The 12404-nt window shown below is 48.7% G+C and carries 14 protein-coding genes and 1 pseudogene; 12 read left to right on the top strand and 3 right to left on the bottom strand.

Features of this window, described 5'->3' with window-relative positions:
• Positions 1 to 103 precede the first annotated feature (103 nt).
• The 4 genes and pseudogenes from B5E42_RS03410 to B5E42_RS19475 all read left to right on the top strand — a co-directional run.
• A complete protein-coding gene (locus tag B5E42_RS03410; protein WP_228275371.1) occupies positions 104 to 1291 on the top strand; it encodes a plasmid recombination protein in 1188 nt (395 codons plus the stop codon).
• Positions 1292 to 1663: 372 nt separating this feature from the next.
• Positions 1664 to 3583 carry a tetracycline resistance ribosomal protection protein Tet(W) gene (gene tet(W) / locus B5E42_RS03415; protein WP_087236767.1) on the top strand — a complete coding sequence of 640 codons (1920 nt, stop codon included), beginning with the start codon at positions 1664 to 1666 and terminating at the stop codon, positions 3581 to 3583.
• Positions 3584 to 3633: 50 nt separating this feature from the next.
• On the top strand, positions 3634 to 4401 hold the full coding sequence (locus B5E42_RS03420; protein ID WP_004010385.1) for a class I SAM-dependent methyltransferase: 768 nt from the start codon (positions 3634 to 3636) through the stop codon (positions 4399 to 4401).
• 169 nt (positions 4402 to 4570) lie between these two features.
• Positions 4571 to 4648: pseudogene (locus tag B5E42_RS19475) on the top strand (sigma-70 family RNA polymerase sigma factor); the annotation flags it as partial.
• 344 nt (positions 4649 to 4992) lie between these two features.
• Here B5E42_RS19475 and B5E42_RS18645 read toward each other — a convergent pair.
• Together B5E42_RS18645 and B5E42_RS03430 are read right to left on the bottom strand one after the other, a co-directional pair.
• Complete coding sequence (locus B5E42_RS18645) at positions 4993 to 5745, bottom strand: hypothetical protein (protein WP_141242434.1); 753 nt, start codon at positions 5743 to 5745, stop codon at positions 4993 to 4995.
• Positions 5746 to 5761: 16 nt separating this feature from the next.
• A complete protein-coding gene (locus tag B5E42_RS03430) occupies positions 5762 to 6289 on the bottom strand; it encodes a helix-turn-helix transcriptional regulator (protein ID WP_087236768.1) in 528 nt (175 codons plus the stop codon).
• 301 nt (positions 6290 to 6590) lie between these two features.
• Between B5E42_RS03430 and B5E42_RS03435 the strand changes: the two genes are divergently transcribed.
• From B5E42_RS03435 to B5E42_RS03450, 5 genes are all read left to right on the top strand, one after another.
• On the top strand, positions 6591 to 6785 hold the full coding sequence (locus tag B5E42_RS03435) for a helix-turn-helix domain-containing protein (RefSeq protein WP_080907812.1): 195 nt from the start codon (positions 6591 to 6593) through the stop codon (positions 6783 to 6785).
• Positions 6786 to 6787: 2 nt separating this feature from the next.
• On the top strand, positions 6788 to 7861 hold the full coding sequence (locus B5E42_RS03440; protein WP_141242435.1) for a site-specific integrase: 1074 nt from the start codon (positions 6788 to 6790) through the stop codon (positions 7859 to 7861).
• Between the two features lie 2 nt (positions 7862 to 7863).
• Positions 7864 to 8199, top strand: coding sequence for a hypothetical protein (locus tag B5E42_RS18650; protein WP_141242436.1), 336 nt, complete (start codon positions 7864 to 7866; stop codon positions 8197 to 8199).
• The gene (locus B5E42_RS03445; protein WP_087236769.1) at positions 8189 to 9364 is read left to right on the top strand and encodes an AAA family ATPase; all 1176 of its coding nucleotides are present in this window, start codon (positions 8189 to 8191) and stop codon (positions 9362 to 9364) included. The genes B5E42_RS18650 and B5E42_RS03445 overlap by 11 nt, the downstream gene beginning before the upstream one ends.
• Positions 9365 to 9818: 454 nt before the next feature.
• The gene (locus B5E42_RS03450; protein ID WP_054338622.1) at positions 9819 to 10064 is read left to right on the top strand and encodes a DUF6061 family protein; all 246 of its coding nucleotides are present in this window, start codon (positions 9819 to 9821) and stop codon (positions 10062 to 10064) included.
• A 57-nt stretch (positions 10065 to 10121) separates the two neighbouring features.
• Here the strand turns inward: B5E42_RS03450 and B5E42_RS03455 are convergent, their stop codons facing one another.
• Positions 10122 to 10427, bottom strand: a complete 306-nt coding sequence (locus B5E42_RS03455) for a helix-turn-helix transcriptional regulator (protein ID WP_087340460.1) — start codon at positions 10425 to 10427, stop codon at positions 10122 to 10124.
• 116 nt (positions 10428 to 10543) lie between these two features.
• On the opposite strand from B5E42_RS03455, the gene B5E42_RS03460 reads away from it, so the two are divergent.
• From B5E42_RS03460 to B5E42_RS03470, 3 genes are all read left to right on the top strand, one after another.
• Positions 10544 to 11011 carry a hypothetical protein gene (locus B5E42_RS03460; RefSeq protein ID WP_087236770.1) on the top strand — a complete coding sequence of 156 codons (468 nt, stop codon included), beginning with the start codon at positions 10544 to 10546 and terminating at the stop codon, positions 11009 to 11011.
• 65 nt (positions 11012 to 11076) lie between these two features.
• The gene (locus B5E42_RS03465; protein WP_054338619.1) at positions 11077 to 11286 is read left to right on the top strand and encodes a helix-turn-helix transcriptional regulator; all 210 of its coding nucleotides are present in this window, start codon (positions 11077 to 11079) and stop codon (positions 11284 to 11286) included.
• A gap of 103 nt (positions 11287 to 11389) precedes the next feature.
• Positions 11390 to 12379, top strand: a complete 990-nt coding sequence (locus tag B5E42_RS03470) for a restriction endonuclease (protein ID WP_087236771.1) — start codon at positions 11390 to 11392, stop codon at positions 12377 to 12379.
• Positions 12380 to 12404: the final 25 nt, after the last annotated feature.

Raw genomic sequence — 12404 nt, forward strand, 5'->3', positions numbered from 1 at the left:
GCTTTTGATGGCCGTCAGGCTGTCAAAAGTGCTTTTGCGTTACTTTCGCAGAAAGTAACAAAGGCTCGCCGCTTGCGCGGCGGAAAAGGGAGGAGGGATTGATTTGAAAAGGACAATCAGCGCCATGGTGGGCCAAGGATCGGTGAACCATAACAGTAGAAAATTCCACGCCAAGAACACTGACCCGGAACGCTCCCACTTGAATATAACCTACTGCCAGGAGAATATCAAGGCGGTGTACCATGAACTCTTTGACGAGGCTCTGGAACGGTACAACGCTAAACAAACCAGGGCCGACAGAAGGATAGAGGATTACTATGAGAAGATCCGCTCCGGCAAGCAGGAAAAGCCGTTCCATGAAATCATCCTGCAAGTGGGCAATCGAGATGATATGAGCGCCGACAGCGAGGAGGGACAGCTTGCGGCAGCGGTTTTGGACGAGTACATGAAGGGCTTTCAAGAGCGCAACCCCCAACTCCGGGTGTTCTCTGCCCACCTCCACATGGACGAGGCTACGCCCCATCTGCACATTGACTTTGTACCATTCACCACCGGGAGCAAGCGAGGGCTGGACACGAGGGTATCTTTGAAACAGGCGTTAGCGGCCCAGGGTTTCCAGGGCGGCACCAGAGGGGACACAGAGTGGAGCCAGTGGGTGCGCTCGGAAAAGGAGCAGCTTTCCCTGGTCATGGAGCGCCACGGGATTGAGTGGGAGGACAAAGGCACCCACGACAAGCACTTGTCTGTGCTGGACTACAAGAAAGAGCAGCGGGCAAAGGAGATCGCCGTTCTGGAGACGGTCAAGGCGGAGAAAGAAAACCAGGTGGAGAGCCAGGAACGGCGGCTCAAAGAACTTGCCCCGGCGGTGAAAAATATGGAGCGGTTGGCAGCGGATTTCTCCGCCAATCCGGAGGAGATTTTGCCGGAGCCGGGAACGCTGGAAACAGGCCGGGCCTACCGAGAGAAAAAGGCAAAGCCCCTGCTGGCCCAAATCGTCAAGGTGCTGCGCTCCCTGTATCTGGCCTATGTGGAGCTGCGGGGGAAATTTGAGCGTCTGCAAGGGGACTATGGCCGGGTGAGGGAGAGCAACATCCGCCTGTCTGATCGATTGCAGGAGGTCAAGTTGGAAAACAAGGCCATGCGGCAAGTCTCCGCTGACTATGAGCGGGTCAAAAGGGCCTTTGGCCCAGAACAAGTGGACAGAATATTAGAGGCAGCTTACCAGCAGGAACATGCCGAAAAGGAACGGAAACGGGCCGCAAAGTCAAAAATTCGGATAGACGCACGATAATCACCAAAACCGGAGGGTATTCCAGTGAATACCCTCCGATTTTATTTGTGGAATCGGTAAAATGATTTCTTGTTTTTTAGAGCGTACTATGATATACTGCTATTATCCTGATTTGAGGAGTCTATCAAATATGCGGCAAGGTATTCTTAAATAAAATTTGATAATGGGCGCAAAAATGATTGCCCCTTGCAGGGGCTTGGTTTTTGTACCCAATTTTAAGAATACTTTTGCCTTTTTAGTAAATATCGTGACGGACCGCGGCTTATGTAAGTCGTGTATGTTTCTGTGTGTCCGAAGTCATGATCCCCAGCGGTAAAAGTATTAGCCGCTGGGGATTTTTGCGCCCATTCGGGCCTTGTATGGAGGATAGACATGAACATTATCAATATCGGGATTCTTGCCCATGTAGACGCTGGAAAGACGACCTTGACGGAGAGTCTGCTATATGCCAGTGGAGCCATTTCAGAACCAGGGAGCGTCGAAAAAGGGACAACGAGGACGGACACCTTGTTTTTGGAGCGGCAGCGTGGGATTACCATTCAAGCGGCAGTCACTTCCTTCCAGTGGCACAGATGTAAAGTTAACATTGTGGATACGCCCGGCCACATGGATTTTTTGGCGGAGGTGTACCGCTCTTTGGCTGTTTTAGATGGGGCCATCTTGGTGATCTCCGCGAAAGATGGCGTGCAGGCCCAGACCCGTATTCTGTTCCATGCCCTGCGGAAAATGAACATTCCCACCGTTATCTTTATCAACAAGATCGACCAGGCTGGCGTTGATTTGCAGAGCGTGGTTCAGTCTGTTCGGGATAAGCTCTCCGCCGATATTATCATCAAGCAGACGGTGTCGCTGTCCCCGGAAATAGTCCTGGAGGAAAATACCGACATAGAAGCATGGGATGCGGTCATCGAAAATAACGATGCATTATTGGAAAAGTATATCGCAGGAGAACCAATCAGCCAGGAAAAACTTGCGCGGGAGGAACAGCGGCGGGTTCAAGAAGCCTCCCTGTTTCCGGTCTATCATGGCAGCGCCAAAAAGGGCCTTGGCATTCAACCGTTGATGGATGCGGTGACAGGACTGTTCCAACCGATTGGGGAACAGGGGAGCGCCGCCCTATGCGGCAGCGTTTTCAAGGTGGAGTATACAGATTGCGGCCAGCGGCGTGTCTATCTACGGCTATACAGCGGAACGCTGCGCCTGCGGGATACGGTGGCCCTGGCCGGGAGAGAAAAGCTGAAAATCACAGAGATGCGTATTCCATCCAAAGGGGAAATTGTTCGGACAGACACCGCTTATCCGGGTGAAATTGTTATCCTTCCCAGCGACAGCGTGAGGTTAAACGATGTATTAGGGGACCCAACCCGGCTCCCTCGTAAAAGGTGGCGTGAGGACCCCCTCCCCATGCTGCGGACGTCGATTGCGCCGAAAACGGCAGCGCAAAGAGAACGGCTGCTGGACGCTCTTACGCAACTTGCGGATACTGACCCGCTTTTGCGCTGCGAGGTGGATTCCATCACCCATGAGATCATTCTTTCTTTTTTGGGCCGGGTGCAGTTGGAGGTTGTTTCCGCTTTGCTGTCGGAAAAATACAAGCTTGAAACAGTGGTAAAGGAACCCACCGTCATTTATATGGAGCGGCCGCTCAAAGCAGCCAGCCACACCATCCATATCGAGGTGCCGCCCAACCCGTTTTGGGCATCCATCGGACTGTCTGTTACACCACTCCCGCTTGGCTCCGGTGTACAATACGAGAGCCGGGTTTCGCTGGGATACTTGAACCAGAGTTTTCAAAACGCTGTCAGGGATGGTATCCGTTACGGGCTGGAGCAGGGCTTGTTCGGCTGGAACGTAACGGACTGTAAGATTTGCTTTGAATACGGGCTTTATTACAGTCCAGTCAGCACGCCGGCGGACTTCCGCTCATTGGCCCCGATTGTATTGGAACAGGCATTGAAGGAATCGGGGACGCAGCTGCTGGAACCTTATCTCTCCTTCACCCTCTATGCGCCCCAGGAATACCTTTCCAGGGCTTATCATGATGCACCGAAATACTGTGCCACCATCGAAACGGCCCAGGTAAAAAAGGATGAAGTTGTCTTTACTGGCGAGATTCCCGCCCGCTGTATACAGGCATACCGTACTGATCTGGCCTTTTACACCAACGGGCAGAGCGTATGCCTTACAGAGCTAAAAGGGTATCAGGCCGCTGTCGGCCAGCCGGTCATCCAGCCCCGCCGTCCAAACAACCGCCTGGACAAGGTGCGCCATATGTTTCAGAAGGTAATGTAAAGATACATAATCGTCAAGACGGCAACAATCAGAAGTTATGGAGGGTAACAATGGAATATCGTAAGGAAGATTTAATGGAAGCAAAAAAGCAAATTTTGGGAGTGGGAGAGAACATGGGAACAGAGGAAAGTAAAAAAATCTGGGAGGAGAACGCACAATTTTGGGATAATGCAATGGGTGACGAATCTAATGAATTTCACAGAGAGGTAGTGCGTCCCAAAGTAACGGAACTTCTATCTCCTAATCCTGCGGATTATATTTTGGATATTGCGTGTGGCAATGGAAATTATTCTTCGTATCTTGCACAAAGAGGCGCTTCGGTTGTCGCTTTTGATTACAGCAAAAAAATGATAGAATTGGCTAAAAGACGGCAATCACAATATGCAAAACAAATTGAATTTTGTGTGGCGGATGCGACCAATAGAAAAAGTATATTAGAATTAAAAAGAAATCGAGCCTTTACGAAAGCAGTTTCTAATATGGCAATTATGGATATTACGGATATTGAACCACTTCTTATGGCTGTTTATGAACTGTTGCAGGAAAGCGGAATTTTTGTCTTTGCAACGCAACACCCTTGTTTTGTCACGTTGACTGAAAAATATATGACACCGCACAGTTACTATGATATAGCGATTGAAGGGCAACCGAAAGAGCAGATTTATTATCATCGTTCCATACAAGATATTTTTAACCTTTGTTTTAGAGCTGGATTTGTCATTGATGGATTTTATGAAGAATGTTTCAAAACCAACAAAGAAATTCCTATGGTAATGATAGTAAGGCTTAAGAAGGTAAAACGTGATACCTTACAATAAATTCAAGTTTGTCGGGTAAATAGCAAAGCCAGCCGAGCCAGCGGGCGGTCAAGATGAACGGGCTTCGCCCACCGTTGACAGCCCCGCCCGGTTTCGCAGTTAGGCAGTCAAGGAGCGACAGCAAGGAGTGCTGCCGCCCCGCACTATTATTCAGAGAGGGGGAATTTCCATGACAGACCAGAAAGCCTATCAAGAATATATCCAGCGCAGGTACAACGCCTCTTGCAAGGCTGTTATCCGCTGTGCCTGACAGCGTCCGTCCGTGCCGGAATTATGTAGAGCTCCACATAATTCTGTTGTATTTCCCAGCCTTTTGTGATACTATTTTGATACTAATAAACTTTACAGCCGAAAATAGCAGGTGGAATATTAACATATTTGCGAAAGTTTTTCCTGCGAAATCACCTCAAATACACCCTACTATATCTGAATTTGCCGAGTGGGAATGATTTCAGAGACCCGGAAAAGCCTGATATGACTGGGTTTTTGAAGGGTTAAGGCCCTCCGTGGCAACGATTTGGCAACACTTTTTCATTATTCATGAAAAGAGAGCTAACTGATTTTGATTAGTCAGTTAGCTCTCTTTTGCTTTTATATTTCACTCATTTTTATCGTTCCGTGTAATCCCACATTAATTTCATCGGTATAATTCCCTGTCTTACTAATCGTCTTATAGGCTGATACCAATGAGGATATTGCTACACCATAGTTCTTATTAGGCTTGCACATTAGAGATACTCCCAAGGATATTTGGAAACACATACTCTCAATTTCTTTGAGTGACAAGTAATCTTCTGCATCAAGTTCTATTCTGCGTTCTTTAATTGAATTTGCTTCTGAAAGTAGCGTCAGTCCACTTGCAGACAAAATCAAAAACATTTTTTGAACTTTTTGAAGTTGTTCTGGCTGCATTTTCGATTGTTGTTCAAGAGAGTATTTATCTTGCAAAGCCTTTAATCTTTCTTCGGCTTCTTCAAATGAGATTTTTTCTTTACCTGGATACTGTTGACCGGCATAGATCATGTATTGAAAGGATGAGTAGACCGCTGGGTCTTGGCTCCAATCAAAGTCATCATTTAGCCTTTGGTCAAACCAAAGAATACGTTCAATCATCATTTTTAGTTGGTCTTTAACTTCCCTAAAATATATGGCTCTTGCTTTTATTTTTCTTTCCTTTTCTTTCTTTAAAGCCGCCGATTCAAGAAAAACGGCCATAATTGCAGCTGCAATACCACTACAGCCGATGCCAGATATAATTGTCAAAATATTATGATCCCAAATACAAGCTGGAATTAGAAGCAATAGTGAAATTATGATTGTCCAAATGTATATTTTTTTATTCATATCCGCACCTATTCTTTCATTCGTGGATATCAGTTTTCAAAGATTCCATCCGAATATCGCTGAGTTCCTGCAAAGGCACCTTCGCCCAGCACTTGGTCTTGTCAAACTCCGGGTAGTGGTAGCGCCACTTGTCGTAATCCTCTTTGGTGATTTCGCCCGCCTCCAGCATGGCGGCGGCTTGCTGCCAGGAACAGAGCATCTCATGTAGCCGGGCGGCATCCTTGTTCTTCCGCACATCCACCTTCAAACAGACTTCTCCATCCATCTCGCTGATCTTGAGCCCGTAGTTATCCTCCAGGGTAAACAGGGTGTGCATCAGCCCCACATAGGAGTCTATGTCCGGGACGGAGAGCGCATGGGGAGAGACATCCAGTACCTGGGCTAGGGCAGCAGTCAGGTCTGCCTTTGGGGTTCTTGATCCTGTTTCATACTGCGCCAGGCGCACATCAGCGGACTTCTCCGGGAAGCCCAGCGCCATACCGAGATATTTCTGCGTCATCCCCCGCATGAGACGAAAAAAATGAATCCGTTCGCCAATCGCCATATCATCAACTCCAATCGTTGGTTGTCCTTAGGAAAAGCGTAGCAGAAATGCTTAGTAAAGTCAAGAGAATACTAAACAATTTTATTTAATTTATTTTCCGTACTACGATTGACACAAGCTATTATGCTTAGTATAATGACAATAGACTAAGCATAATAGCTTAGAATCAATAAATAAAAAAGAACTGTCGCAAGCCCTGGTTATACATCCGGGAAAAAGTGGCGGACGAAAGTGAGGAGGCATTTATGGAACACAATATCCATCCGCAGCAGCCATCAAAGAAGAAAGGGAGGTATTTTCAATGCAGGCACAAAACTTTATGCGCGTGGAGGAAGTGGCCCAGGAGCTGGGCATCTCCAAGTCCCACGCCTACAAGGTGATCCACAAGCTTAACGCTGAACTCCGGGACAAGGGATATCTGACCATCTCCGGGCGGGTCAATCGGAACTTTTTCATGGAGAAGTTTTGCTATGGCAAGACGGGAAAGGAGGGCTAATCATGGCGGTCTACAAAGAAGAAAAGACCAACACTTGGCGGGCGGTCTACCGCTACACGGACTGGAACGGTGAGCGCAAGCAGACCCAGAAGCGGGGCTTCAAGACCAAGCGGGAGGCGCAGGCCTGGGAGCGGGAACAGCTCAACAAGACCAGCGCTGATCTGGACATGACCTTCAAGAGTTTCGTGGACCTCTACACGGCGGATATGAAAACCCGGCTCAAGGAGAACACCTGGGCTACCAAGGACCACATCATCCGTACTAAGCTGCTGCCCTACTTCGGCAGGCTGAAAATGTGTAACATCACCGCCCAGCAGATCATTACCTGGCAGAACGAGATGCTGAACCATAAGGACGAGAACGGCAAGCCCTACTCGCCGGTGTACCTGAAAACGGTCCACAATCAGCTCAGTGCCATCTTCAACCACGCGGTTCGGTACTACAACCTCCGGGAGAATCCCTGCAAGAAGGCGGGCAGCATGGGCAAAAAGAAAAACCGCGAGATGATGTTCTGGACCAAGGAGCAGTACCTGAAATTTGCCGAGGTGATGATGGACAAGCCGTTGTCCTTCTATGCCTTTGAGATGCTCTACTGGTGCGGTATCCGAGAGGGGGAGCTGCTGGCCCTGACCCCGGCGGACTTTGACTTTGAGAAGCGCACCGTGTCCATCAACAAGTCCTATCAGCGGCTGAACGGCGAGGACCTGATTACCACTCCAAAGACGGAAAAGAGCAATCGGATTATTACCATGCCTCAGTTTCTGTCCGAGGAAATCCAGGATTACATCAAAATGCTTTACGGCATCGGGCCGGATGACCGGATGTTCACCGTCACCAAGAGTTATCTCCATAGGGAGATGGACCGGGGAGCCAAAGAAGCGGGAGTACCGCGTATCAGAATCCACGATATTCGTCACAGCGCAGTGTCACTTCTAATCGACATGGGGTTCTCTGCCACGGCCATCGCAGACCGGGTAGGCCATGAAAGCATCGACATCACCTATAACTACGCACACCTGTTTCCGTCCAAGCAGGCGGAAATGGCGGATAAACTGAACATGGAAAGGGGCAATTAAAAATGTCAGCAAAGAATTTGGACAAGCACAACCGTTGGAGGAACAAGACCGTGGCTTTCCGGGTCTCCCCGGAGGAGGACGCCCAGATCGAGACGGCGGTGAAGCTCACCGGCCTGACCAAGCAGGATTACATCATCCGGCGGCTCCTTTGCCGGAATGTGGTGGTCCAGGGAAACCCCAGGGTCTACAAGGCGCTACGGGACCAGCTGGCCGCTGTGCTGGATGAGCTGCGCCGGATCGAGTCCGGGCAGGGCGTAAACGATGAGCTGCTGGACACCATCCAGATGATTGCCACCATTATGAACGGGATGCAGGAGGATTTTGCCTATGACCGATGATAAAAAGAAAATGACCGCCCAGGGCTCATCTGTTGGCGCAGATGATGGGCAGTCAATCTCTCAAAATTCCAAGACCACTATACCAGACCCGGACGAAAAAAGCAATTCCCCAGAAAGAGATTTGGAGGAACTTTACCGGAAGATGCGCCGCATGAGCGACCCGGCTTACCTGCATACTGTAACCTTGGACGAGCTGATGGACAATGTGTTCGAGGGCAAGTCTGCGGTGATTGAGAACCTGCTCTATGCAGGAGCGTACATCCTTGCCGGAGCGCCGAAAATCGGCAAGTCCTTCCTGGTGGCGCAAATCGCCCACCATGTCAGTACCGGGCAAGACCTGTGGGGCTACAAAGTCCACCAGGGAACCGTCCTTTATCTTGCTTTGGAAGATGACGAGAGCCGTTTGCAGCGCCGGATGTTCCGAATGTTCGGATTGGAGGGGACAAGCTCCCTCCACTTTGCCACCAATGCTAAGATGATTGGTGGTGGTCTGGATGAACAGCTGGAAAAGTTTGTCCGGGAGCACAGTGACACCAGACTGATTATCGTGGATACCTTGCAAAAGGTCCGGGAGGCGGTGAGCGATAGTTACAGCTACTCCAGCGACTATGAGGTAATCGGCAAGCTGAAGCAATTTGCTGACCGATATGGTGTCTGCATCCTGATCGTCCACCACACCAGAAAGCAGCCTGCGGGAGACAGCTTTAAGATGATTTCTGGTACAACCGGCTTGCTGGGCTGTGCGGATGGGGCGCTCCTGATGCAGAAGGAGAAGCGAACGGATAGCAAGGCCACTCTGGAGGTGGTAGGCAGAGACCAGCCGGATCAGCGGCTGTATCTGAGCAAGGACCAAGAGAGCCTGGTGTGGGACCTCGACCATGCAGAGAATGAGCTTTGGAAACAGCCTCTGGACCCAGTGCTGGAAGCCGTAGCGAAGATCGTGTCTGCTGAGAATCGGGAATGGGAAGGCAGTCCCACCGAGCTGGCCCAGGCAATTCAAACAGATATGGCGGTAAATCGGCTCACCAAGCATCTGAATGTGAATGCCAGCCGTCTGCTGGAAGAACATCAGGTAAAGTACGAGAACAAAACCAAGCACACTGGGCGGCGTATCCGGCTGACTTACATGGTGGTGGAAGCACCTGCGTTTGAAGTAATCGGGTAAAGCGCGACGCTCGCAACGGTCGCGACGGTGTTTTGAGGGGTGCTCCCAGCACCGTTGCGACCGTCGCCACCGTCGCGGAAAGAAAAAGATGGGGTGGTATTTTGCCACCCCATCTTCAAGGAGGATGCCCCATTTTAGGACACCCTAAAAGTATCAGAGGATGTCGCGATTCACGACACCCTATGCCCCGAAACAGGGCACCGGGTACAGGGGCAAAAAGCGTTCGGAGAACGCGCAGCCACAGAATGAAATTCTGTGTTCAGAAGGGGCTTGGGGGCGTTGCCCTCAACAAGCAGAAGGCAGGAAATGTGAGTGTGTATTAACACTCGCATTGCTTGCCGGATTTGTGTGTGGCTATCCACACGCATTGCTTGCCTGTATCTAAAACAACCGAAACGGCCCTTGTGCCGCTGCGGAAAATCAACTGAAATTCAAGTATTGGGAGGTAACGAGTATGAGAAAGATTTTGTCCTGTGAGTTCAACCCGGACACTGCCTGCGTGGAGCTGTGCATGGAAGATGGAACCCTGTTGTCCATCGACTGTACCGCCGTGGAGAACGAGGTAGCGAACAGTATGTACCAGCGGTCAGAACTGGACTGGCTGATCTATAATGATCCGCTGTCCTATGCCGAACTGATTTTGAATGGGGACCCTGAATTGTATCTAAAAGCAGTAACAAAGAAAACTCCGTTAGATTGATGGCAAAGAAAATCCGCCAGAAGCAGCACTCTAAAGGGTGCGCCTCTGACGGATTTTTTACATCTTATCAATCAAAGCAAATACAACAGCCTGCTGTTCTTCACTTAGTCTTGACCAGCGTTCCAGAAGCTTTTTCTGCGCCTCAGTTAAGGAAACCGGTGCATCTTCTTCGGCAAACAGTTGAGATAGCGTAATGCCAAAGGCTGTACAGATTTTCTCCAGGGATGGAATGGTCGGAACCATATTCTTGCGATACCATGAGGAGATCGTGGATTGCGGCAAACCGGAGCGTTCTGCAAGCTGATACTCTGTCCAGCCCCGCTCCTCTCGATACGCGGTTATAACCGAGAGAATATCCTTCACCTGCATCACTCCTTTACTTGTGTTCTTCGTAAATTATACTTTGATAAATCGTTGTGATTTAATCATTTATATCGTATAATTTTAACGACAAACACAACTATAAAGGAGGAAAAACTTTGGGCGGAAAAAGCTGTTTCTTTATCGGACACCGGGAAGCATCGGAAGAAATTTATCCGGCATTGTATGCGGTTGTGGAGCAGCACATTTTGGAATATGGCGTTACAGAATTTATCGTTGGCCACTACGGCGGATTTGACCGTCTTGCAGCGTCAGCAGTCAAAGAAGCAAAGCGTTTCTACCCAGAAGTGAAGCTCACTTTGCTATTGTCATATCATCCGGCAGAGCGGCCCATCCCAACACCCGATGGATTTGATGGAACATTCTATCCACCAGGGATGGAAAGCGTTCCGCGCAAGATCGCAATCGTGAGAGCAAACCGCTATGTTGTGGATCATGTAGACTACCTCATTGCCTATGCGTGGCACCCTGCCAGTAATGCACGGGAGCTGGTGGAGTATGCAAAAAGGCGAGTAAAGAAAGGCTCTCTTTTCATAACAGTGATAAAGCATAATGATTCGACATAAAGTTGAGTTTTTCACGAAAGTGTGATAAAATAAATCCAAGCATTTCTTGCTTTGGAGGGACTAAAATGGCGATTTGTTATGACCGCTTATTCCACCTGATGATTGATAAAAAGATAAGCAATGCACAGCTAAAAGAGAAGGCCGGTTTTAGTGCCAATATTATCACCCGCCTAAAGCGCAACGAGTATGTTTCCATCGAAAGCATCGAGAAGATTTGTCGCGTGATGGAGTGTGGCGTGGACGATATTCTGGAGTTTGTTCCGGAAGAAAAATAAGCATGAATTTTGACAAAGTGGTTTGATATTTGAAGGTAACTTTCGGGACACAAGACCTTTGCAGCTGAAAAGCTGCGAAAGATTGGATAGGAGTGTGGCTGTGATGGCAGCAGCAAACAAAACAGTTTGGGGAATTCATACGATGGACGATCCCCTTTTTTTGCATCAGAATCTAATTGCAATTGGCTGGGAAGAGATGGGCGACTTGTCGGTCATAAGTGCATCTCGTGATGCCTACAAAGAAAAATATATTGCGACCTATCCGGACGCTAAAAAAGGTTCGATTGCCACAAGTGCTGGAATGCTGTACCGGTTTGTTCATGAAGTGCGAGAAGGCGATTATGTCGTGTTCCCATCTAAGATCGACCGTAAAATCAATATTGGAATCGTTGAGAGCGCCTATTTTTATGATAGTACAGCTGCACAGTATCACAATCGTCGGAAAGTAAAGTGGCTCAAACATCTGCCTCGTACGGCTTTTTCGCAAGGGGCTCTGCATGAAGTAGGATCGGCATTGACTTTTTTCTTGGTGAAGAACTACGCGGATGAGTATTTGAAGGCGCTAGATAAAGACTTCAAAGGTAATATCATGGAGCCGGATACCGATGAGACAGTGGCACAAACGGCGGATGAAATTATCGAGGCTACCCGAGATTTTATTTTAAAAGAGCTGAGCAAAAATCTGAAAGGCTATGATCTGGAGCCGTTTGTCGCAAATCTTTTGCAGGCCATGGGTTACCGCACGATTCTGTCTCCGCATGGTGGGGATAGTGGCATCGACATTACCGCCTATAAAGATGAGCTACCGCCCCGCATTGTTGTCCAGGTCAAAAGCCAGGATGGAGATATTAAAGAGACTACCATCCAGTCCTTAAAAGGCGCTATGCGTGAAGGAGATTATGGCCTGTTTGTGACACTATCCAACTATACAAAAAACGCGCAGAAATATCTGGAAAATACCCCTATCATTCGTGGAATCAATGGCACAGAACTTGTGGACCTAGTCTTGAAATATTACGATCAGCTCAGTGTAAAGTATCGAAAAATGATCCCCCTGAAAATGGTGTACATTCCTGTTCCGGCTGAAGAGTAAGAGGAAACCAGGAAGATAATAAAAA

The sequence above is a fragment of the Flavonifractor sp. An10 genome, from assembly GCF_002161215.1.
Lineage (GTDB): Bacteria > Bacillota > Clostridia > Oscillospirales > Oscillospiraceae > Flavonifractor > Flavonifractor avistercoris.

Bases quoted from the DNA above. Each gene is read 5' to 3' on its own strand.
- B5E42_RS03420 (WP_004010385.1), top strand. From the start codon at position 3,634: ATGGAATATCGTAAGGAAGATTTAATGGAAGCAAAAAAGCAAATTTTG.
- B5E42_RS18645 (WP_141242434.1), bottom strand. From the start codon at position 5,745: ATGAATAAAAAAATATACATTTGGACAATCATAATTTCACTATTGCTT.
- B5E42_RS03430 (WP_087236768.1), bottom strand. From the start codon at position 6,289: ATGGCGATTGGCGAACGGATTCATTTTTTTCGTCTCATGCGGGGGATG.
- B5E42_RS03435 (WP_080907812.1), top strand. From the start codon at position 6,591: ATGCAGGCACAAAACTTTATGCGCGTGGAGGAAGTGGCCCAGGAGCTG.
- B5E42_RS03440 (WP_141242435.1), top strand. From the start codon at position 6,788: ATGGCGGTCTACAAAGAAGAAAAGACCAACACTTGGCGGGCGGTCTAC.
- B5E42_RS18650 (WP_141242436.1), top strand. From the start codon at position 7,864: ATGTCAGCAAAGAATTTGGACAAGCACAACCGTTGGAGGAACAAGACC.
- B5E42_RS03445 (WP_087236769.1), top strand. From the start codon at position 8,189: ATGACCGATGATAAAAAGAAAATGACCGCCCAGGGCTCATCTGTTGGC.
- B5E42_RS03450 (WP_054338622.1), top strand. From the start codon at position 9,819: ATGAGAAAGATTTTGTCCTGTGAGTTCAACCCGGACACTGCCTGCGTG.
- B5E42_RS03465 (WP_054338619.1), top strand. From the start codon at position 11,077: ATGGCGATTTGTTATGACCGCTTATTCCACCTGATGATTGATAAAAAG.
- B5E42_RS03470 (WP_087236771.1), top strand. From the start codon at position 11,390: ATGGCAGCAGCAAACAAAACAGTTTGGGGAATTCATACGATGGACGAT.